Source organism: Pauljensenia hongkongensis (genome assembly GCF_001746855.1).
Taxonomy (GTDB): domain Bacteria; phylum Actinomycetota; class Actinomycetes; order Actinomycetales; family Actinomycetaceae; genus Pauljensenia; species Pauljensenia hongkongensis.
The window spans coordinates 1,481,363-1,503,898 of record NZ_CP017298.1 but is presented as its reverse complement, the minus strand read 5'-3'; the positions used below and the strand labels follow the sequence as shown (position 1 = coordinate 1,503,898).

Annotated in this window: 10 protein-coding genes; 4 read left to right on the top strand and 6 right to left on the bottom strand. The window is 70.2% G+C overall.

Annotated features, from left to right (window positions below):
• Nucleotides 1-676 (top strand): class I SAM-dependent methyltransferase (locus tag BH719_RS06190; RefSeq protein ID WP_009743951.1); only part of this gene is annotated, 676 nt, incomplete at its 5' end.
• Nucleotides 677-796: 120 nt separating this feature from the next.
• The gene (locus BH719_RS06185; RefSeq protein WP_009743950.1) at nucleotides 797-2,518 is read left to right on the top strand and encodes an alpha/beta hydrolase; all 1,722 of its coding nucleotides are present in this window, start codon (nucleotides 797-799) and stop codon (nucleotides 2,516-2,518) included.
• Between the two features lie 144 nt (nucleotides 2,519-2,662).
• On the opposite strand, the gene BH719_RS06180 is transcribed toward BH719_RS06185, so the two are convergent.
• The 3 genes from BH719_RS06180 to BH719_RS06170 form a co-directional block, all read right to left on the bottom strand.
• A complete protein-coding gene (locus BH719_RS06180; RefSeq protein ID WP_009743949.1) occupies nucleotides 2,663-3,568 on the bottom strand; it encodes an alpha/beta hydrolase in 906 nt (301 codons plus the stop codon).
• Nucleotides 3,569-3,729: 161 nt separating this feature from the next.
• Nucleotides 3,730-5,769 carry an ABC transporter ATP-binding protein gene (locus tag BH719_RS06175; RefSeq protein ID WP_009743948.1) on the bottom strand — a complete coding sequence of 680 codons (2,040 nt, stop codon included), beginning with the start codon at nucleotides 5,767-5,769 and terminating at the stop codon, nucleotides 3,730-3,732.
• Nucleotides 5,766-7,499 (bottom strand): ABC transporter ATP-binding protein, encoded by a 1,734-nt coding sequence (locus BH719_RS06170; RefSeq protein ID WP_009743947.1) that lies wholly within the window; start codon nucleotides 7,497-7,499, stop codon nucleotides 5,766-5,768. Before BH719_RS06170 ends, BH719_RS06175 begins: the two co-directional genes overlap by 4 nt.
• A gap of 163 nt (nucleotides 7,500-7,662) precedes the next feature.
• On the opposite strand from BH719_RS06170, the gene BH719_RS06165 reads away from it, so the two are divergent.
• Together BH719_RS06165 and BH719_RS06160 are read left to right on the top strand one after the other, a co-directional pair.
• A complete protein-coding gene (locus BH719_RS06165) occupies nucleotides 7,663-14,871 on the top strand; it encodes a leucine-rich repeat protein (protein ID WP_009743946.1) in 7,209 nt (2,402 codons plus the stop codon).
• 503 nt (nucleotides 14,872-15,374) lie between these two features.
• Complete coding sequence (locus tag BH719_RS06160; RefSeq protein WP_157098200.1) at nucleotides 15,375-18,530, top strand: leucine-rich repeat protein; 3,156 nt, start codon at nucleotides 15,375-15,377, stop codon at nucleotides 18,528-18,530.
• A gap of 78 nt (nucleotides 18,531-18,608) precedes the next feature.
• Here the strand turns inward: BH719_RS06160 and BH719_RS06155 are convergent, their stop codons facing one another.
• The 3 genes from BH719_RS06155 to BH719_RS06145 form a co-directional block, all read right to left on the bottom strand.
• Nucleotides 18,609-18,869, bottom strand: coding sequence for a hypothetical protein (locus BH719_RS06155; protein ID WP_009743943.1), 261 nt, complete (start codon nucleotides 18,867-18,869; stop codon nucleotides 18,609-18,611).
• A 3-nt stretch (nucleotides 18,870-18,872) separates the two neighbouring features.
• Entirely contained in the window at nucleotides 18,873-19,901 is a 1,029-nt protein-coding gene (locus tag BH719_RS06150) for a trypsin-like serine peptidase (RefSeq protein ID WP_009743942.1), read from the bottom strand.
• 126 nt (nucleotides 19,902-20,027) lie between these two features.
• Nucleotides 20,028-22,536, bottom strand: a 2,509-nt coding sequence (locus BH719_RS06145; protein WP_009743941.1) for a lysylphosphatidylglycerol synthase domain-containing protein, incomplete at its 5' end; no start/stop codon positions are given.

The following is a 22,536-nucleotide window of genomic DNA, read 5'->3' as shown; positions in this document are numbered from 1 at the left end:
CGCTGACCGCCCCGCCCGCGGCCTCGCCGCCGACATAGGGGCGGGCACGGGCAAGATGAGCGCCCTGCTGGCCGAGGAGGGCCTGGAGGTGCGGGCCGTGGAGCCCTCCGCCGCGATGCGCGCCCAGGCGCGCCCCCACCCGCTCATCGCGCAGGTCGCCGCCACCGCCGAGGACACGGGCCTGGGGGCCGCCAGCTGCGACCTGGTCGTCTACGCCCAGTCGTGGCACTGGGTGGATCCCGCGGCGGCGGGGGCCGAGGCGGTGCGCATCCTCAAGCCGGGGGCGCCCCTGGTCATCGTCTTCAACCAAATGGACGTCACCGCCCAGTGGGTCCACCGCCTCTGCCGCATCATGCGCTCCGGGGACGTCCACCGCGCCGACCGCCCTCCCCGTCCGGCCGGCTTCGCCCCGCCCGTCCTCGAGCGGTTCTGGTGGGAGGACCGGATGGAGCCCGAGCAGATCCTCGAACTGGGGACCACCCGCTCGTCCTACCTGCGCGCGGACGCGGCCCGCAGGCGCGCGATGCAGGACAACCTGCGCTGGTACCTGTACGAGCACCTGGGGCACAGGGCGGACCAGGAGATCACGATCCCCTACTCGACGCTCGTGTGGACCACCCGCGCCCCCGCTGCCCGGGTCCATAGCGGAAGCACCCCCGCCCCCGAGGTTCCGTAGCGGCAACGGCAACGGCAGCGGAAGCGCCCCCGGGTCCCAGCGCCTGTCGGCGCCCGCTCCGAAGTGAGCACAGTCACGCGATCTGCTTTTCCGGCCGGACGACTGGCAGAATCGACCACTATGGGATTGTCGTTTCTGGGGCTGATCGGCGCGCTCGCCATGTACGCGGTGTCGGTCTCCCCCTCCCTCATGGCCAGGTCCTGGTGGTGGCACGCCGTGGCGTCGGGCGTCCTGGTCTCCATCGGCTACATCCTGGGGCTCATCGTGCAGAGCGCGGGCGCCCGCCTCATCAAGGCGGCGGACCTGAGGATCAGCGCCGACGAATCCGTCGAGTGGGCCTCGCGGGCGGGCGTCGCGGTGCTGTTCCTCGCCTGGTGGTTGTACGCCGTCGTCCAGTCGTACCGCCGTGCCCGCCGTGCGGCCGCGCTGGTGGGGATGCGCGCCGAAACGCCGTGGGGCTACCTCCTGGGGGCCGTCGGCGCCGTCATCATCGCCCACCTCTTCGTCGGATTGATCACGGGCGTCAACCTGGTCGGGCGGGCGCTCATCAACGCGCTGGCCGACCACATGCCGCGCTGGGCGGCGGCACTGGCCGGCGTCGCCATCCTGGGCGCGATCATCTACTTCCTCACCTCCAACGTGATCCTGCGCGGCGGCATCGGGTTCTTCCGGCGGCACGCCGAGCGGATGAACACGCGCACCGCGAAGGGCATTTTCCAGCCGAGCGTCCCCGAGCGCTCCGCCTCGCCCGCCTCGCCCTCCACGTGGGAATCGGTGGGCGGCCAGGGGAGGGTCTTCCTCGGACGGGGCCCCAGCCGCGCCGACGTCGAAGCGGTCACCGGGCGCGCGGCGAAGGAGCCGATCCGCGTGTACGCGGGAATGCCCTCCGCAGGGGCGGGCATCGACGAGGCGGCCGCACTGGTCGTGGCCGAACTGGAGCGCACCGGCGCCTTCCGGCGGGCAGCGGTCCTGGTGGCCGCGTCCACGGGCTCGGGATGGGTGGACGAGTGGCAGGTCCAGCCCTTCGAGTACCTGACCGGCGGCGATTGCGCGACCGCGTCCCTGCAGTACTCCTACGTGCCCTCCGCCCTCAACTGGCTGACGGGGCTCGAGCCCGCACAGGAGGCGTCCCGCGCCCTTTTCCGCGCCGTTCGCGAGGCGATCGACGCCATCGACGGGGCCGAGCGCCCCGCCCTCTTCGTGTGCGGGGAGTCCCTGGGCGCCTTCGCCTCGCAGTCCGTGTTCGATTCCCCCGCCGACGCCCTGGCCCGCGTCGATGGGGCGCTGTGGGTGGGCACGCCCGCCTTCACCCCGATGCACCGGGTGCTCACGGCCTCTCGCCACCGGGGGAGCCCCGAGGTGGCTCCGGTTGTCGATAACGGTCGCAACGTGCGCTTCGTCAACGCCCCCGAGGACCTGCGCCAGGACCTGTACGGGCGGGAGCTGGGCCGCTGGTCCTTCCCGCGGATCGTCTACGCCCAGCACGCCTCGGACCCCGTCGTGTGGTGGAACCCCCGGCTGCTGTGGCGCCAGCCCGACTGGCTGCGCGAGCGCGCCGGGCGGGACGTGTCCAAGAACGTCGAGTTCACGCGGGGAGTGACCTACCTGCAGATCATGGCGGATCTGCCCGTCGCCGGCACCGCCCCCGCCGGCCACGGGCACACCTACAACGAGGAACTGGTGCCCCTGTGGCGCGCGCTGCTGGGCTTCGACTTGGAGGAGGGCGAGTCCGTCCCCGTCCCCCGCCTGGCCGGGCTCGACGGCAGCTGGGCGACCGCCGGGGCGCTGGACCGCATCGGCGCGGCCGTGCGCGCCAACCTGGCGCTGTCCGAGCGGCAGTGAGGGCGGGTGCGCCATCGTCGCAATAGCCGCTGAAACTGGGGGGCGCCACCGCGGAATCGGACTCCGTCGCACTGCCGGGTGGCTCTGCCGGGCCCAATGCGGGGATCGGTGCCGGCCCCGGGACTATCCACAGGGCAGCGTGGGCTACTTGAGGTAGTCGTCTAGGGCGGCCAGTACCGTTGGGATAACGCGCTCGGCTTTCTCGTTGAGGACCAGGTGGTGGTCGGCGGGCAACTCGACCAACCGCTTCTCGGGCGCCACCAGCCGCTCGTAGACCAAGCGGCTGTACTCGAGGGTGAACAAGGGATCGCCCGTCGACACGAACGCCACCACCGGACAGCTGATACTGCCATCGACGAGGGCCGACATGTCAGTCGTGAACAGGCTGGACAGAAAACTCATCGGGTAGGATTCGAGCCGCATGGGATCCGCGAAGAACGCGTCGCGCCACTGCCGCTCTGAGAAGACTTTGTCCACGTCGAGGTAGAAGCCCACAGGCACCTGCAGTCCGGGCAGCACCCGGCCGACCGCGGCGATGATACGGCGGATCGCCGGGTACACCACGCCGAGCGCGTTGGGGAAGCGGGTGACCGACAGGGATTCACGCAAGGGCGTGAACAGGACGTTGTGCGGAAAGGCGGCGCGGATGCGGTGCTCGGCGCCGGCGGTCAGCAGGGTGAGGACGCCGCCCTGGCTCGACCCCATCAGTCCGACGGCGCCGGGGAAACGGGCGCAGGCGTAGCCCACCGCGTCCCGGACGTTCCCGATCATGTCGTCAAGGGTGAACCGGCGGATGAGGCGGGGACTGCGCCCGTGGGACAGCGGGTGGACGCCGATCACGTGGTAGCCGTGCCGGCTGAGAGCGTCCAGGAAGGGGCTGTAGAACAGGGGGTGGGTCATGGTGCCCGGGACGAACACGACCGTCGGCGACGTGTCCCGCTCCGCCTCCCAGACGGACAGTGTGATGGGGGCCCGGCCCGATTCGATCGAGACCTCCGAGTAACTGGGCAGGTCGATCGAGTGCTCATCCAGAAGCGTTGCGATGCTCATGTCGGATGCCCCCCGGCTTTTCCAGTACCCCAGTACCGTATCCGCGTTCTTCCGGTCCCGCCAACTCGTGGATCATCCCGTCGGTGAGGGACGCGCCGTCACGCGCAGCGCCCGGCCCCGGGACCGCCCGGAGGCGGTACGGACCCCGGGGCCGGGTGGGCTCAGTCGGAGGCGCTCGCGAACTGGGCGGCGTGCAGGCGCGCGTAGGCCCCGCCCTTGGCGAGGAGCTCCGCGTGGCCGCCCTGCTCCACGATGTCGCCGTCCTCCATGACCAGGATCGTGTCCGCGTCGCGGATCGTGGACAGGCGGTGGGCGATGATGAAGCTCGTGCGCCCCTGGCGCAGCGCGTTCATGGCGCGCTGGACCAGCAGCTCCGTGCGCGTGTCCACCGAGCTGGTCGCCTCGTCGAGGATCAGCACCGAGGGGTTCGCCACGAACGCCCGCGCGATGGTGAGCAACTGGCGCTCGCCCGCGGAGATGTTCGCCGCGTCCTCCTCCAGAACCGTGTCGTAGCCGTGGGGGAGCGCACGGATGATGTGGTCGACGAAGCACGCCCTGGCGGCCTCCTCCACCTCGGCGTCCGAGGCACCGGGGCGGCCGTAGCGGATGTTCTCGCGCACGGTGCCCGCGAAGAGCCACGGGTCCTGCAGGACCATGCCGGTGCGGCGCCGGACCTCGTGGCGGGTCATGGCGGCGATGTCGTGGCCGTCGATGGTGATCCGCCCGGAGTCGAGCTCGTAGAAGCGCATGAGCAGGTTGACCAGGGTGGTCTTGCCCGCGCCCGTCGGCCCCACGACCGCCACCGTGTTCCCGGGGTCGACGCGCAGCGTGAGGTCGCGGATCAGCTCGGTGCCGGGCGAGTAGGAGAAGCGCACGTGCCGCATCTCGATGGCGCCGGCGCCCTTCGGGGCGGTCGCCCCATCCGACGGGGCGGGGGAGTCCTGTGCCGCGCCGGGCCCGTCCGTGTCCGACGGGGCGCGGGCCGGGGCGTCCGCCCCCTCCTCCTCGGCGTCCAGGAGTTCGAAGATGCGCTCCGCGCTGGCGGTGCCCGACTGGACGGCGGTGGCCATGGCGCCCAGTTGGCCCAGCGGCTGTGAGAACTGCTGCGAGTACTGGATGAACGCCTGCACGTCGCCGAGCAGCAGCGCCCCCGAGGCCACCATGGCGCCGCCGACCACGGCGATGGCGACGTACACGATGTTCCCGATGACCAGCATGATCGGCATCATGATCCCCGAGAGGAACTGGGCGCGCAGCGCCGTGCGGTAGAGCTGCTCGTTCTCCTCGGCGAACGCCCTGCGCACCGAGTCGGTGCGCCCGTAGACGCGCACCAGGGCGTGCCCGGAGAAGGACTCCTCGACGCGCGTGTTGAGGGTGCCGGTCCGCGCCCACTGGGCGGTGAACGCCTTCTGCGAGCGGGGGCCGATGAAGCCGAAGACGATGCCCGACAGCGGCACGGTGATGAGTGCGACCAGCGCCAGCTTCCACGAGATGGAGAACATCATGGCGAGCACCCCGACCACTGTGAGGATGGAGCTCAGCGCAGTGGATAGGGTCTGCTGGAGCGTGTTGTTCACGTTGTCCACGTCGTTGGTGAGGCGCGAGAGCACGTCCCCGCGGCGCATCCGGTCGAAGTGGCTCAGGGGCAGGCGGTGGATCTTCTGCTCGACCCGGCGCCGCAGGCGGTAGAGAGCGCGGGCGGTGATCCGGTTGAGCATGTACCCCTGGAACCAGTTGAGGAAGGCGGAGCCCGCGTACAGGCCCAGGACGAGGAGGAGGATCCCCCCCAGGCGCTGGAAGTCGATCCCGGTGCCAGGGGTGATGTCCATGGCGGAGAGCATCGTGGCGAAGTCGTCCATCCCCTGGGCGCGCAGGGCCTCGATGGCCTGCTCCTTCGTGGTCCCGGCCGGCAGGGCCTGTGAGACGACGCCCTCGAAGACCACGTTCGTCGCCCGCCCGAGCACCTTCGGCGCGATGACCGCGAGGGCGACGGAGGCCGCCGTGGCGACCAGGATCGCCGCCATCCAGTTGCGGTGGGCGGTCAGCAGCCCGATCATGCGCTTGAACGAGGGCCAGAACGCCTTCGCCTTCCCGGGCGGCGGGCCGTCGTGCCAGCCGCCGGACGAGGCGAGGGCCTCGGCGGCCAGTTCCTCCTCCTCGGGGCTCGTCTGGGTCGTGGGGGTCTTGTCCTGGGTGCTCATGAGAGGGCCTCCGCTCCGAATTGGGAGGTGACGATTTCCTTGTAGACCTCCGAGGCCGCGAGCAGCTGCTCGTGGGTGCCGCTGGCGACCAGGCGCCCGGCGTCGAGGACCAGGATCTGGTCCGCGTCGACGATGGTGGACACCCGGGAGGCGATGACGATCTTCGTGGTCCCCGCGGTGGCGGGCCCCAGGGACGCGCGCAGGCGCGCGTCGGTGGCGACGTCGAGGGCGGAGAAGGAGTCGTCGAAGATGAGGACAGGGGGCCTGCGCACGAGGGCGCGGGCGATGGCGAGCCTCTGGCGCTGGCCGCCGGACACGTTCGTGCCGCCCTGGGCGATGGCCGCGTCGAGGCCGCCGTCCATCTCGGACACGAAGTCCTCGGCCTGGGCGACCCCGAGGGCCTCCCACAGCTCCTCGTCCGTGGCGTCCTCGCGGCCCAGGCGCAGGTTCGAGGCGACGGTGCCGGCGAAAAGGAAGGGGTGCTGGGGGACGAGGCCGATCTGCGCCCACAGCGCCTCGGGATCGGCTTCGCGCACGTCTGTGCCGCCGATGATGACCTGTCCCTCGGAGGCGTCGAGCAGGCGCGCCAGCAGGCGCACCATCGTGGACTTGCCGGAGGCGGTGGAGCCGACGATGGCGGTCGTGGTCCCTGGCGCCGCGGTGAAGCCCACGCCTTCGAGCACGCGCTCGTCGGCGTCGGGGTAGGTGAAGCCCACGTCCCGCATTTCGACTGAGCCGGGCGAGGGGAAGGCGGTCGTCGCCCCGGCGGGGGCGGTGATCGTGGGCGGGGTGGCCAGGACCTCGCTGATGCGCTCGGCGCAGACCGCGGCGCGCGGGATCATGATGGTCATGAATGAGGCCATGACGATGCCCATGAGGATCTGCATGAGGTAGGCCATGAAGGCGATGAGGGTGCCGATCTCGACGTCGCCGTCGCCGACGCGGTGCCCGCCGAACCAGATGACTCCGACGATGGTGACGTCGAGCATGAGCATCACCAGGGGGAAGAGGAGGACGAAGAGCTGGCCGACGCGTTCGCTGACGCGGGTGATGGAGCTGTTCGCCTCCTCGAAGCGGTCGGTCTCGGCGCGCTCGCGGACGAAGGCCCGGATGACGCGGATCCCGGCGAGCTGTTCGCGCATCACGCGGTTGATGCCGTCGAGCTTGTCCTGGTAGGAGCGGAACAGCGGGACCATGCGGCTGACGATGAGGGCGACCACGACCAGCAGGAGGGGGACCGAGGCCGCGATGAGCCAGGAGAGGGCGGGGGCCTTGCTGACGGCCATGATGATCCCGCCGATGGCCATGATCGGCGCGGTCACCGCTATCGTGCAGCTCGTCATGACGAGCATCTGGACCTGCTGGACGTCGTTCGTGTTGCGGGTGATCAGGGATCCGGCGCCGAAACGGGTGGTCTCCCGTTCGGAGAAGCCGCTGACGCGCTCGAAGACGGCGCCGCGCAGGTCGCGCCCCATGCCCATCGAGGCCCGGGCCGCCAGGTAGGTCGCCAGGACCGAGCAGACCCCCTGGAGGGCGCTCACCGCCAGCATGAAGGCGCCGGTGCGCCAGATGTAGGCGGTGTCGCCGGTGGCCACGCCCTTGTCGATGATGTCGGCGTTGAGGGTGGGCAGGTAGAGGGAGGCCATGACCTGGGCGAACTGGAGGACGACGACCCCCACGAGGAGCCAAGTGTATGGGCGCAGGCGCGCCCGCAATAGTCGAATGAGCATATTGCGATGGTAGTAGTCTCACGCTGTGGGAGGGTAGTGGTGTTTCGCGCCACATCTCTCTTGATGCGAAGGGCAGTTCGCCAATAGGGTGGCAGAAATAAGAGTGGCCTTGTTCCCCGAAAAAGGGTGCGCTTATCCAATATCCGTCAACCATGGGGCAGTCATGAAACGACACATTCCACGCGCGACTCTCACACTCACGCTCTCGGGCGCGCTCGTCGCCAGTGCGGTGGCGCTGGCGTCGCCGACGGCGGCGGCGCCACCGCCCACTCCGCCGGCCTCCCACGCCGCCCGCCCGTCCACTCCGGCCCCCGCGGAGCCGTCGGGCGCTGCGGCTCAGTCCGGGACCGGCTCCGGCGACGACTCGCAGAGCGGCCGCGGCCTCGAGGCCGCGCTCAGTTCGATGTCCGAACTGGCCGGCGGCGGCGCCAAGGCACCGGAGGGCGGCCTGCTCGCCGACGAGGACCGCACCGGCGGCACCACGCCGGTCACCGTCATCGTCCAACTCGACGAGGGCAATGTGGGGATCCCGTGGTACAGGCGGATCTTCGGCCTCTCCTCGTCCACGAAGCACGAGGTCGTCAAGGACCGCATCACCTCCGCCGTCTCGGGCGCGCTCCCCGGCGTGAGCACCTCCGGCGGCACGCCCATCACCGACGTCAAGGACTACTCGACCGTCATAGACGGATTCGCCATCGAGATCCCCCGTGGGGCGCTCGAGGCGGTCCGCGGCGTCGAGGGGGTCAAGGCGGCGTTCGTGGAGGAGCTCCACCAGCGCGACATCGAGACCCCCGCCCCCGACGCCGTGGGGCCCCCCGCCAACGCGTCCTCGCTGACGATGACCCACGCGGACTCCACCGCCTACAAGGGCGACGGCCAGGTGATCGCCGTCATCGACACGGGCCTCGAGGTGGGCCACCCCGCGTTCAGCGGCGACCTGGACGACTCCACCGTCAAACTCTCCGAGGGCGACGTCTCCTCCTTGAAGTCGAAACTCGCCGTCGGCAAGGAGGGCGTCTACGTCTCCGAGAAGATCCCCTTCGCCTACGACTACGCGGACAACGACGCGGACGTGGTGCCCCACTCCAGCGCCGACCTCTCGCACGGCACCCACGTGTCGGGCATCGCCACGGGCAACGGCGGCACGATCCGCGGCACTGCGCCGAACGCGCAGCTCATGGCCCTGAAGGTGGCGCGCGACTCCGACGGCGCCCTGCCCGACTCCGCGATCCTGGGCGCCCTCGACGACGTGGGCGTGCTGGAGCCCGACTCGGTCAACATGTCCTTCGGATCCGACGCGGGCATGAGCGACGAGGCCGCCTCCATCTACGCCGACGCCTACAAGGTCCTGCGCGAGAAGGGTATCACCCTCAACGTCGCGGCGGGCAACTCGTACTCCTCGGCCCACAACAACACCTCCGGGGCGAACCTCCCCTACGCCTCGGATCCCGACTCCTCCACAGTGGACGAGCCCTCCACGTTCCAGACGTCCCTGTCCGTGGCTTCGGTCGACAACGCCGAGGGCATGCCCTACTTCACCGCGGCGGGCCTGCGGATCGCCTATCAGGAGGGCGCCAACGCCTCGGGCGGGGACATGGCGTCCTTCGGCGACATCGAGTCCGGCACCTACCGCTACGTGGACGCGGGCGAGGGCAAGGCCGCTGATATCGCGGCCATGAACGAGGCGAACCCCGACGGGATCGAGGGCGCCTTCGCCCTGGTCCGCAGGGGCGGGACCTCCGACGCGGGCAAGCCCATGACCTTCGAGGACAAAGTCAAGGCCCTGGCGCCCTACAAGCCGGCCGCAGTCGTGATCTACGACAACGTGGACTCCGACTCGTTGGTGCGCCCCGCCGTCCAGACCACGACCATCCCCGTCGCCTTCATCTCCAAGGCGAACGGCGAGGCGATGCTGGCCGCCGCCGACCACAACCTGGTCTTCGAGAAGGGCGCGCGCCTGGCCCCCTCCACCGACTACGTGATGTCCGACTTCTCGTCCTGGGGCGTCTCGCCCGATCTGGCCCTCAAGCCCGAGATCTCCGCGCCCGGCGGCAACATCTACTCGGCGCTGCCCGGTGACAAGTACGGCTACATGTCGGGCACGTCGATGGCGACCCCGCAGATGGCGGGCATCGCCGCGCAGGTGCGCCAGCGGGTCGCCTCGGACGAGCGCTTCTCGTCCTTCACCGACTCCGAGAAGCACGACGTCGTCACCAACCTGCTGATGGGCACGGCGCACCCGCTCGTCGACGTCCACCAGGGCACGGGCGCCTACTACTCGCCGCGCAAGCAGGGAGCCGGGATCGCCGACGCCCTGGCGGCCACGACGGCCACCGTCTACCCCACAGTCGACGGCGCCCGCTCCCCGTCGCGCCCCAAGGCCGACCTGGGCGACGGCACCAGTGGCTGGACCTTCGGCATCACCCTGCGCAACGTGGGCTCCGAGGCGCGCTCCTACGCGCTGTCCAGCCAGGCCCTGTCCGAGCTGGTCAACGACAGCGGTCTGATCTCCGAGCACTCGAAGAACTTCCGCGGCGAGGGCATCACCGTGTCCTACTCGGGCGAGGGCGTCTCGGGCACCTCCGAGGGCGCCACCATCACCGTCCCCGCCGGGGGCACGGCGCGGGTGGGCGTGGCCATCGCCGTCGAGCAGTCCTTCGCCGACTACGTCGGCGCGAACCTGCCCAAGGGGACCTTCGTCGACGGATTCGTCGAGTTCGCCTCGCAGACCGATGGCGAGCCCGGCCTGACGGTCCCCTTCCTGGGCTTCTACGGGAACTGGGGCGACGCGAACGTGTTCGACACGAAGTGGTCCGACGAGGGCGCCCAGAAGGCCCACATCTACAAGTCGGCCCTCGCCTCGACGACGACCGGGATGCCGCTGGGCGTCAACCCGCTGCAGAAGGTCCGCCTCCTCGACGAGGTGAAGCCCGACCCGTCGCGCTACATCGTGTCGAACAGCGGGTGGTCGGTGTCACCCAACTCGATCCAGCCCGTGACCGGCACACTGCGCTCCACCGCGAAGATGACGTACACGTACACCAACGAGGCCGGCGAGGCGGTGCGCTCCTACACCTTCGACGGCGCCCACAAGTCGCTGTACAACCCCCGGAGGATGCAGGTCCTCTACGCCGAGGCCCGGATCGGCTCGCCGGTCTTCGACGGGCGCGACGAGCAGGGCAACCTCGTGCCCGACGGCGCCTACAAGCTGACGATATCGACGGACACCGACGGCCCGGACTCCTCCCACCAGGAGCTGTCCTACGACTTCACGATGGACACCGTGGCCCCTGAGATCTCCAACCTCGCCACCACGGGCGAGGGCGAGGAGAAGACCGTCTCCTTCGACGTGACCGACTCCTCGCCCCTGGCCGCGGTCGACTTCGCCGACCCGGACAGCGGCGGATGGTTCCACCGCATCCTGGTGTCCGACGACGGCACGGTCGAAGCGGATGGGACGCACCGCTACCACTTCGACGTGCGCGCCTCGGACCTGCAGAAGAGCTGGACCGAGCAGGGCGGCAAGGGCAAGCTCCCCGCCACCCCGCTGCTGCGCGCGTGGGACTTCGGGATCAACGCCTCGAAGAACCACCGCGTCGTCGTCGAGTCCATTCCGATGACCTCGCTCACCCTGGACCAGTCGTCGCTGTCGCTGGTGCCCGGCCAGAACGCGAAACTGGTCGCGAGCCACGAGCCCGCCGAGGCCAATATGACCGACGTCGTGTGGACTTCGAGCGATCAGGCGGTGGCCACGGTCAGCGACTCCGGCGTGGTGACGGGCGTCGGCCAGGGCGAGGCGGACATCGTCGTCGCATCGGCCGCGGATCCCGCGGTCAGCGCGACCGCCCATGTGAAGGTCGCCCCCGTCTCCGAGGAGACCGGGATCGCCCTCTCCGACTCCCCGATCATCATCCCCACCAGCGGGCAGGCGTCCGTCTCGGCGCTGCTGGCCCCCTCGCTGCGGGGATCCTCGGTGACGTGGGCCCTGGACGTGGAGGGCGCATCCATACAGCCCTCCGCCGACACCCTGGGCGCCACCATCACAGCGGGGGACCGCTCCGCGCGCGGCACCGTCACCGCCACGGTGACGACCCCCGCCGGTGACAAGACGGCGACCGCCCCAGTCGAGGTGCACCAGAGCGACTACGACGACTTCGTCATCGACGCGGACGGCGTCCTCACGCAGTACCGCGGCTCGGGCAGCACCATCAACGTGCCGGACACGGTCACCGCGATCGCCGACGAGGCGCTGCGCGGCGTCAACGCCGAGCGCATCAACATCCCCGCCACCGTCCGCACGATCGGGAACCGGGTGTTCGCCGACGCGCGCAGGCTGACGACCGTGGTCTTCGAGGACACGGCGGACCACCCCTCCCAGCTCACTGAGCTCGGGATCGCCCTGGTCGATAACGACTACAGCCTCGACGAGGTCCTCCTGCCGTCGAAGGTCGTCAAGCTGGGGGACGGCGCGTTCTCGAACTCCACGATCAAGCGCCTGTCCCTGCCGGACTCGCTGACGGCGGTCCCCGCGGATCTGGCCGAACGCAGTTCCCAGCTCAACGAGGTGACCATCGGCGACGCGGTCACGGAGATCGGGGCGGCGGCCTTCTCGGAGAACACCTCGCTCGGCGAGCTGCGCATCCGCCAGGCCGACGGTTCCACCAAGGCAGGGCTGCCCTCGGCCCTGACCACCATCGGGGCGAGCGCCTTCGTCGGCACCCGCTTCGCCTCGCTGGACCTGCCGGCCTCCGTGCGCGCCATCGGCGACAGCGCCTTCATGACGGCGCGGCTCACCCACCTGGGCCTCAATGACGGCCTCGTCTCCGTGGGCAAGCAGGCCTTCTCGGGCACGCTGCTCACCGAGGTGGAGCTGCCCGACTCGGTGACCACGGTCGGATCGGGCGCCTTCAAGGCGATGCCCGAGCTGACGAAGGCCCACCTGGGCCCGAATGTGGCCGCGGACCAGCTCGTCGCCGGTTTCACGCTGTCGCCCAAGCTCTCGTCCATCACGGTGGACTCGGCGAACGCCTCCTACGAGAGCGTCGACGGCGTCCTGTACACGAAGGACCGCACGCACCTGGTCGCCTACCCCATGGCGAAGAACAGCGGCGGATCCTACACGGTGGTCGATGGGACCGTCCGCATCGATGACGAGGCGTTCCAGCAGGCCCCCCTGCGCCAGATCGCCTTCCCGGCGTCGCTGCGCTCGATCGGCGCCTCCGCTTTCGCGAACGCGCGACTCACCAGTGTGGCGCTGCCCGACCAGTTCGAGACGCTGGAGGCGCACGCCTTCCAGGCGACGGCGGACCTGGCCAGCGCCGACCTGGGCGGCACGGTGACGATCGGCGACTCCGCTTTCGACTCCGCCTCGCTCACGTCGGTGGACTTCAGGACCGACCTGAACCGGCTGGAGACGGTGGGCTCCATGGCGTTCTCCGGCGCGCCCGTCCGGGTCCTCGTCTTCCCGGACTCGCTGAAGTCGGTGGGCGCCTTCGCCTTCGAGAACAACCCGCACTTGGAGGAGGTCCACATCGGGGCGGCTCTGACGGACCTGGACACGGGCTTCCTCACCGGTTCGGACGCGCTGCGGACGCTGACCGTCAGCGCGGACAACCCCGTGTACTCGGCGGAGAACAACGTCCTGTACGCGAAGCAGCAGGACGGGACGCACCTGGTGCTGTCCCTGCCGTCGAACACGTTCACCGAGTACTCGGTGCGGCCCGGGACCGTGCAGATCGACGCGCAGGCGTTCCGCAACAACAAGGCGCTCCAGCGGGTCGTCCTGCCCGAGGGCCTCAAGGTCGTCAAGGCCGGGTCCTTCAACAACGCGTCGTCGCTGACTGAGATCGTCCTGCCCGACTCCCTGGAGGCGTTCGATGGCCTGTACTCCACGGGGGTCGAGTTCATCGAGTTCGGCACGCGGATCCGCACCATCAGTGAGAACGCCTTCAAGGGCAACGTGCCGGACCGGATGATCGTGCGCGGCGGCGTGGGCGGCTCCTTCACCGGGTCGACGGACTCCACCGGCGCCCGCTCCACGGCCGCGTTCTTCGGCGAGGGCATGAAGCGGATCAATTACGGCTACGGGGGCTCCTTCCCGCAGACGCTCGTGGTCCCCTCCACCCTCGCGGAGCTCGCGCTGGGGACCTACGCGCTCAGCGCCGAACAGCTGGCGGCCTCCCACGTGTACGTGGCCGCCGACGAGGGGTCGGCCGCGTGGTCGGTGGCCAGGGCGGCCGTGGAGAAGGCCGGTTTGGATCCGGCGTCCCAGCTGCACCGGTACGTGGAGCCCACGCTCTCGCTGTCCTCGCCCGCGATCGACCGGGCGGGGGACGCCTCGAAGGTCCAGGTGAAGGCCGGCGAGTCCGTTGAGGTGACGGCCACGCTGACCGGCGGCGTCCCCGATGGGCGCGAAGCGCGTTTCGTCGAGGTCGCCCCCGACGGCACTGAGACCGTCGTCTCCGATTGGGCCGTCATGGGCGCCGCCCAGCCCTCCCCCGCGCCGGATGCGAACGCCGGGGCGGAGCCGGGCGCGCAGGCGCCCGCGGGCGCGGACGAGGCCGGGGCCCAGTCCGGCTCCGACCAGGCCCAGTCCGGGGCCGGCCAAGCGCAATCCGGGGCCGACCAGGCCCAGTCCGGCTCCGGCCAGGCCGCCCCTGCGGACCAGGCCGCTCCCACTCAGTCCGCTGCCTCCGACCAGGCGGCCGGGGCGGCTGACGGGCCCGACGCGGACGGGGACGCGCCCGCGTCGTCGGCTGCCTTCACGTGGGTTCCGTCGGTCGATGGGGCGTCGTTGCGGGTCGAGAGCAGGGACATCACGTTCCGTGTGGTCACTGGTGTGTTGGGTTCCGCCCTTCCTCCTGCTCCGGAGCCCGGTGAGGGCCAGTGGGTGCAGGACGCCGGTGGCTGGTGGTACCGGTTCGCCGATGGGACGTATCCGCGTGGACAGGCCCTGGTGATCGATGGTGAGACGTACCGTTTCGACCAGTCGGGGTACCTGCTCACTGGTTGGGTGCGCGATGGCGGGTACTGGTTCCACCACGGCGCTTCCGGTGCGATGTCCACGGGCTGGCTGGTTGATGGCGGCGCCTGGTACTACCTGGTCCCCGGTTGGGGCGCCATGGCGATCGGCTGGGTCGAAGACGGCGGATCCTGGTACTACATGGACCCCTCGGGCCGCATGTCCACCGGCTGGGTCTCCGACGGCGGGTACTGGTACTACCTCGGTGCCTCGGGCGCCATGGCGACCGGCTGGGTCTCCGACGGCGGGCACTGGTACTACCTCGATGCCTCCGGCCACATGGTCACCGGCTGGCAGCAGATCGACGGCAAGTGGTACGAGTTCGGCCCATCCGGTGCGCTGAAGGGGTGATCCCCTGGGCGAACCGCTCCGGGGCCGGCGCGCGGCGAGGAATCGCTGCGCGCCGGCCCCTTTTCCACGCGGTGGGCTCGTTCTCACAGTGATACCGCGTTCGCGCAGCGCTACCATGTTCTGCAAGCGCAACAACGCTTGCGAAGCACTGCTTTCCCTTTGAGAGCGCCACTGCGCTTGCAGTGGCGCGCACTCCGCCCTGCCGGCCCGAACGCAGAGCAGACGCACCGCTACGCGGGACACCGTTGTCGGCGGACCGGGGGCGGGAGCGGACAGGAGCGCCCTGCTCCTTGGAATCCGACGAGGAGGTGAACCGATCCATCGGACAACTAATTATACGATCGAATAATTTATCAGTAATGAATATTCACTATTCATTATGCTGTTCGATAAACCGCTTGAAGTGGTAATGAATAACCAATATCGTTAGTGAAATCAGGGACTGCCGTCCGGGGCCGTCCCCCACCCATCATTCCCCACCCGCCTCGATCATTGGAACGGCCATGACTCCCCATATGCCACGCGCCGCGCTCACGATCGCGCTCACAGGAGCGCTGATCGGAGGCGCCGCCTTCGCAGCACCAGCACAAGCGCTTCCAAGCGGCCGTGCCCAGGCCGCGGCCCCGTCCGCCCCGGCCTCGTCCGCCCCGGCCTCGTCCACTCCGCCGGCGTCCGCGCTCAAACCCGCCGTCGGCGCCACCACTGACCAGAACGGCTTCGAAATCGACGCCAACGGCGTGCTCCTGCGCTACACCGGCTCGGCCAGCGACATCACGATCCCCGGCAAGGCCACGGCCATCGCCGACGAGGCGCTGCGCGGCACCACCGCCGAGCGCATCACCGTCCCCGCCACGGTCCGCACCATCGGCGACAGGGCGTTCGCCGACGCACAGCAGCTGAAGGCCTTGGTCTTCGAGGACACCGCCGACCACCCCTCCCAGCTCACCGCGATCGGCGCCGAAGCGGCAGCCAACACACCCGCCCTCACGGAGGTCGCTGTCCCGTCGAAGGCCGCCTCCCTCGGCGAGGGCGCCTTCGCGGACTCCGGCATCACACGCCTGTCCCTGCCCGACTCCCTCACATCGATCCCCGCCCGCTTGGTGAAGAACAGCTCACTGCTCACTGAAGCAGTCGTCGGCAACGCGGTCACCGAGATCGGCGAGGCCGCCTTCAGCGCCGCGCACTCGCTCAAAGGGCTGAGCGTCCGCCAGGCCGACGGCTCGACCGCCCCGGGGTTCCCCTCCTCCCTCGTGACCATCGGGCAGGAGGCGTTCAACGCCACCGGACTGGGCTCCGTCGACCTGCCCGCCTCCGTGCGCACCATCGGCGACGCCGCTTTCAACGCCATCGAGCGCCTTTCCCACGTCGGCCTCAACGAGGGCCTGGTCTCCATCGGCAGTAGCGCCTTCCGGACCACGGGGATCACTGAGATCGTCATCCCCGACTCCGTCACCACCGTTGGATCCAGCGCGTTCAGCGAATGCAGCGCCCTCACCAGCGCCCACATCGGGCGCGGCGTGGAAGCGGGGCAGCTGTCCGACGCCTTCACCAGCTCCCGCCAGCTCAGCGGCTTCACAGTCGCCCCGGACAACGCGTCCTACGAGGCAGTCGATGGCGTGCTCTACTCCAAGGACCACACGAGCCTGGTGGTCTATCCTGCCGGAAAGGGCAGCGGCACCACCTACACCGTGCTCGATGAGACGACACGCATCGAGTCGGGCGCCTTCAACAGCGCGCCCCTGAAGGGCGTCGTCCTGCCCAGTTCGTTGCGCAGCATCGGGGACTGGGCCTTCAGCGGCTCCTACCTGGAGTCCTTGGTCCTCCCCAAGGCCTTCGAGACCTTCGGGGAATGCGCGTTCTCGGGGATGCCCTCCCTGGCCCGGGTGGACCTGGGCGGCACGAAGACCATCGGCGAGCAGGCCTTCCTCGCCTCGCACGCCCTGCAAGAGGTCGACTTCAGGGCGGACCTGGGCCGCCTCACCACGATCAGCGCCTACGCCTTCGCCGAGACGGGGCTCGTCTCGGCCGTCCTGCCCGACTCCGTCACCTCCCTGGGCGACGGGGCCTTCACCCGCAGCACCGAGCTGAAGGAGGTCCACCTGGGCTCGGGCCTGACCGAGCTGGGCGCGCGCGTCTTCACGGGCACCACAGCGCTCGCCTCCCTGAGCGTCGACCCCTCCAACCCCGTGCTCTCGCTGGACGGCTCCGTCCTCTACCAGCAGGGCAACGACGGGAGCCACCTGGTCTACGCCGCCCTCGCCGCCCCCCTGCCCGCGTACTCGGTGCGCCCCGGGACGGCGCAGATCGACGAGGCCGCCTTCAAGGGCCACGCGACGCTGCGCGAAGTGGTCGTCCCCGAGGGCGTGAAGGCCATCGGGGCCCAGGCCTTCGCCGGGATCCACGAACTCACCGACGTGGCACTGCCCGACTCCCTGGAAGAGGTGTCCGACGCCTTCGCCGGGACCCAGGTCGAGACCATCGAGTTCGGCGCGCGGATCCGCACCATCGAGGAGGCCGCTTTCGAAGGCGGCCTGCCCGTCCGCATGATCGTGCGCGGCGGGAAGGACGGCACCTTCGCGTCCCCGGAGGAATGGGTCCCCAACCACACCGCGTCCGCCTTCTTCGGCGAGGGCATGAAGCGGATCGCCTACACGCACGGCAACTTCCCGCAGACCCTGGTGGTCCCCTCCACCCTCGAGGAGCTCGTCCTCACCACGGGCCTCCTCACCGCCGAGCAGCTCGCGGAAGCCCACGTGTACGTGGCCGCCGACAGGGACTCCGCCGCGTGGTCGGTGGCCAAGACGGCCGTGGAGAAGGCCGGTCTGGATCCGGCGTCCCATCTGCACAGGTACGTGGATCCGGCCCTGTCGCTGTCCTCGCCCGCGATCGACCGGGCGGGGGACGCCTCGAAGGTCCAGGTGAAGGCGGGCGAGACCATTGAGGTGATGGCCACAATGACCGGCGGCGTCGCCGTCGGCCGCGAGGCCCGCGCCATCGAGGTCGGCCCCGGCGGCGCTGAGACCGTCGTGTCCGACTGGAATTCGGCCTCCGACAGTGATCCGTCGCTCGACGACGCCGACGGGGGGGCGATCTCCTCGTGGGTGCGCTTCACGTGGGTTCCGTCGGTCGATGGGGCGTCGTTGCGCGTCGAGAGCAGGGACATCACGTTCCGTGTGGTCACTGGTGTGTTGGGTTCTGCCCTTCCTCCTGCTCCGGAGCCCGGTGAGGGCCAGTGGGTGCAGGACGCCGGTGGCTGGTGGTACCGGTTCGCCGATGGGACGTATCCGCGTGGACAGGCCCTGGTGATCGATGGTGGGACGTACCGTTTCGACCAGTCGGGGCACGCGCTCACTGGTTGGGTGCGCGATGGCGGGTACTGGTTCCACCACGGCGCTTCCGGTGCGATGTCCACGGGCTGGCTGGTCGATGGCGGCGCCTGGTACTACCTGATCCCGAGTTGGGGCGCCATGGCGATCGGCTGGGTCGAAGACGGCGGCGAATGGTACTACCTGAACGCCGCGGGCCATATGACCACCGGCTGGCAGAAGATCGAGGGATCCTGGTTCTACCTGGGGGACTCCGGCAAGATGGCGACCGGTTGGCGCCACATCGACGGGTACTGGCACTTCTTCGAACCCACGGGGGAGTTGAGGCACTGACCCGCCGGGGAACCGGTGATGAATGGGGGTCGGCGCGCCGCGAGTGGCGCGCCGACCCCCCTTTCCAGCGGGCGGAGGCTAAGGAGCGGACGGCATTTGGGCAGGCTCCGCATTGCGCATGCGGTCCTCCGTCCAGTAGGACTGGGCGCTCTGGTCGTAGGGCACGTGGGTCGCGGTGGACTCGGACGAGGGGCCGGACTGGGACACCGAGGGGCTGGGGTCCGTTGAACCGGGCCCGCGTCCCCCCGCCGCGCTCCAGGCGTACAGGGCGACGAGGGCGCCCACTACGGCCACCGCCGAGACCAGGGCCGCCACGCGGCCGTATCGATGCCGTTCCATCGGTCACTCCAGTGACTGGTAGAGCCTGACGACGTCCGAGTCGAAGGGCCTCGAGATGATGCGCGCGGGGCCCGAGGTGGTAATACGCGAGGTGACGCCGAAGACGCGTCCGACAGTGGCCGAGGAGGTGCTGGTCATCCACGGGCCGCCGCTGGATCCGCCGTTCATCCTGCAGTTCATCGCCATGTCGCCCCCGGTGCCGTAGGCGAAGGTGTCCCCGTCGCAGTGGTAGGGGCGGCTCCCGTCGAAGGGCGCGGCGGCGGGCCAGCCCCAGATGCGGACGCCCTTGTTCGTCGTGCCGCGGTTGTAGGACAGGCCGTTGCCGCCCACGCGGTCCACCAGGTACCTGCCGTTGAGCGGGTAGACGATGAAGAAACCGTAGTCGTACCTGGCGTCCGACCTGTCCGTCCACCCGTTGAAGGCGGTCCCGGTCTTCATGTGCCACAGGCCGTAGGGGGTCGTGCCGTTGGAGTAGGCGGGCGCGTAGGCGATGCGCGAGTGCCAGGTGCCCCCCGCTCCCGCGTGGAGGCAGTGGCCGGCGGTGGCGACCATCGACTTGCCCGGGGTGTTGATCGACGAGCCGGAGCACACGTAGTCGTTGCTGCCCACGGAGTAGAACACCTTGCCCGTGGTGATGGGCACGTACACCTGGTTGCCGAGCAGCATCGTGGGGCTCTCGCCCGACGCGGGCTCCACGGGCTCGGTGAGGTCGACGGGCGGGGAGTCGGGCGCCACCGGCGCCGACAGCAGGGAGGAGCCCGAGGGGGGCTGGAGGAGAGCGGGATCCGGGGCGGCTCCGGGGTCCGAGTCCACGGGGATGGCGTTGCGCATCCTCTCCGGGGTCCAGTAACCGGTCGCGTCCAGGTCGTTGTCGGTCGACCAGTCGGCGGATTCCGATCCGGGGGCGTCGTAGGTGACGACGTCGGTGGGGGCCGCGGGCGCGGCCTGGGCCATGCCGGCGGCGGCGAGGGAGGAGGCGGTGGCGAGGAGCGCCACCGCGAACGCGCGGAGCGGTCGTGTTGAACGCGTCATGGGATCTTCCTTTGCTTCGACGGTAGGAGGAACAGGCGCGTTTCCCACGATAGACGGGGCGCGCGGCCCCGTCCAGACCCCCGGGCGGCCGCGTCAGCAAGTGCGGCGGGAACCGGCGGCGGCCGGTCAGATGAGGTCCTTGCGCTCCATGTACTTCATCGCCACCCACCCGAAGGGGATGCGGCCGTAGAACGTCACGAGGCGGTAGATGATCGCAGTCGGCAATCCGATGGACACCGACACGCCCGCCACCTGCAAGCCGGCGGTGAGGGCGGTCTCGACGGGCCCGATTCCGCCGGGGGAGGGGATGATGGAGCCGAGGGCGTTCGACGTCAGGTAGGTGAGGGCCACGTTCGAGAACTCCAGGGAGCCCCCCATCGCCGTCAGCGCGGACCAGAACGCCCCCACATAACCGATGTTCATCAACAGGTTGCCGCACACCACCAGCGCGAGGCGGCGCGGCTGGCCGACGATCCACAGCAGGCGCGGGTACACCTGCTGCCACGTGGGCTCGACCTTGGACCACACCCACGCCCGGGCGCGCGGGACCGCCAGGACCGCGCCCACCACGGCGACGACGACGCCGACGACGGCCAGGATCGTCCCATAGGGGATGGACACCGACAACGAGGCGCCCGACACCACCACGACCAGCAGGAGCAGCGTGACCGTGATGAGGACCTGGGAGAGCTGCATGAGGGTCACGGTGGTGACCGCCATGGCGGTCGGCACCCGTTTCTTGCGCAGGTAGCGCAGGTTGAGGGCCGCGGGGCCGACCCCCGCGGGCGCCACGATGGTGATGATCGAGGCGGCGACCTGGGCGATGAGGGTGTCGGAGAAGCGCAGCCGCTCCGGGCTCAGGGCCATGAGCGGCACGCTCGCCCCCACCCAGATCAGGCACGCCAGGAGGGCGGAGGCCAGTATCCACCACGGGTTCGCCTGGGTGAGCGCGCTGATGATGTCCGAGAAGTTCAACGACCCCAGGACCACGAACACGGCGACGAAGAGAATGGCGAAGGTGAAGACCGTGCGCGGCTGGAAGCGCTGGATGTTCGCGGTGCCGGCCTCCTCGGCCTCCGAGTCCTCCACGAGCGCGCCGCGCAGCTCCCCCAGCAGGTCCGACCGGCGCAGCCGCTGGTTCACGGCCGTGGGCAGCACCGGCTTCTGGATGAGGGGGGCGCAGGCGGCCAGCGCCTCGTCCCCGACGCAGCGCCTGCCCGAGGCGAGCGCCCGCTCGGGCCCCGCCGCGAGAGCCTGCAGCACGAGCATCTGGGCCACGTCGATCGACCTGTTGAGGTCCGTTGTGGCCACCTCCCCGCGGTCCCAGTCGAGCAGCCACACGCGCCCGTCCGTGTCCACCACGACCGAGTTGGGGGCGAGGTTGCGGTGCGTGATGCCCCGGGTGTGGGCGGCCGCCAGCTGCGCCCACGCCTCGTCGAGGAGCGCGTCGGTCAGGGCGCCGCCCAGCTCCGTGAGCGGCGCGGTCGGCTCCAGCGCCTCCATGACGACGATGATCGAGTCCCCGGCGGCGGTGATGCCCACGTGCTCCTGGGTGCGCACCCCGGCCCGCGACGCCTGCAACGAGGTCAGTGCGGCGCGCTCGACGTTGGCCTTCGCGGAGGGGGACACCCATCGGGAGATGCCCCGCAGGCGGAAGTTGTTCCACAGCTCCACCAGCGTGCCGGTGAGTTCGCGGCCGGGCTCGACGACGACCAGCTCGAGGCCGCGGCCGCCTGCGTCCCACACCTGGTAGTGCCGGTTGTGGCCGGAGTCGGGGCGCAGGGTCACCGCGATGTCGATATTGCCCGGACAGGTCGCCTCCGAGCGCAGGGCACCGTCCTCGTCCTCGGACACGGACCACGTGCGCAGGGGCTCCGTCGTGGTGTCCAGGTCCGTGCGGATGATGTGGGTGGGGACGATGCCGATGTCCAACAGGGCGCGCACGATCTCGCGCCCCCGCGCCCTCTGTCCGCCGAATCCGAAGCCCCACCGGCCGGCGCAGCCGAATGCGCGGCCGATCAGCACGGAGACGAACGCGCCTGGCAGCGTCACGGACGAGCGCATCACCGACAGGAAGACGATCGCCCACAGCCCGGCCCACCCCCAGCGCACGGAGCGCATCGACTGCGCTTCGCCCGAGGCCGTGAAGAGCGCGGCGAGGACGACGAACAGGATGTTGACCCCGATGACGACGCCGCTGAGGGTGCCCTGGGTCGCGATCGCCCGGTCGACGCTGAGCGGCGCCGCCAGGGATTCGGGCAGCAGGCGCGCCAACGAGGAGAGGGCCATTCCCCCGATGGCCGCGCCGACGGAGGTCGCCAGCGCCTGGGTGATCGAGCGGAGCCGGCGCCGCAGCGCCAGGGAGGAGACCACCGCGATGGGCGTGGTGAGGACGATCATCCCCTCGATGAGGTTGACGGGCAGCAGCAGGATCCTCCTGATGACCTGGAACTGCATGACGTCCATCGTGACGCCGCGGGTTGTGGCGCTGGCCACGACTCCGAGTGCCCAGACTGCGACGATGCCGAGGGCGCACACCGCGACCTCGACCAGGTCCTCGCGCCTGCGGGTCGTGGTGACCGTGCGGTCGGCGACGTAGACCGGTCCCCGCAGGCGGGCGGCGCGCGGCGCGGAG

Bases quoted from the DNA above. Each gene is read 5' to 3' on its own strand.
- BH719_RS06180 (WP_009743949.1), bottom strand. From the start codon at position 3,568: ATGAGCATCGCAACGCTTCTGGATGAGCACTCGATCGACCTGCCCAGT.
- BH719_RS06185 (WP_009743950.1), top strand. From the start codon at position 797: ATGGGATTGTCGTTTCTGGGGCTGATCGGCGCGCTCGCCATGTACGCG.
- BH719_RS06160 (WP_157098200.1), top strand. From the start codon at position 15,375: ATGACTCCCCATATGCCACGCGCCGCGCTCACGATCGCGCTCACAGGA.
- BH719_RS06165 (WP_009743946.1), top strand. From the start codon at position 7,663: ATGAAACGACACATTCCACGCGCGACTCTCACACTCACGCTCTCGGGC.
- BH719_RS06175 (WP_009743948.1), bottom strand. From the start codon at position 5,769: ATGAGCACCCAGGACAAGACCCCCACGACCCAGACGAGCCCCGAGGAG.
- BH719_RS06150 (WP_009743942.1), bottom strand. From the start codon at position 19,901: ATGACGCGTTCAACACGACCGCTCCGCGCGTTCGCGGTGGCGCTCCTC.
- BH719_RS06155 (WP_009743943.1), bottom strand. From the start codon at position 18,869: ATGGAACGGCATCGATACGGCCGCGTGGCGGCCCTGGTCTCGGCGGTG.
- BH719_RS06170 (WP_009743947.1), bottom strand. From the start codon at position 7,499: ATGCTCATTCGACTATTGCGGGCGCGCCTGCGCCCATACACTTGGCTC.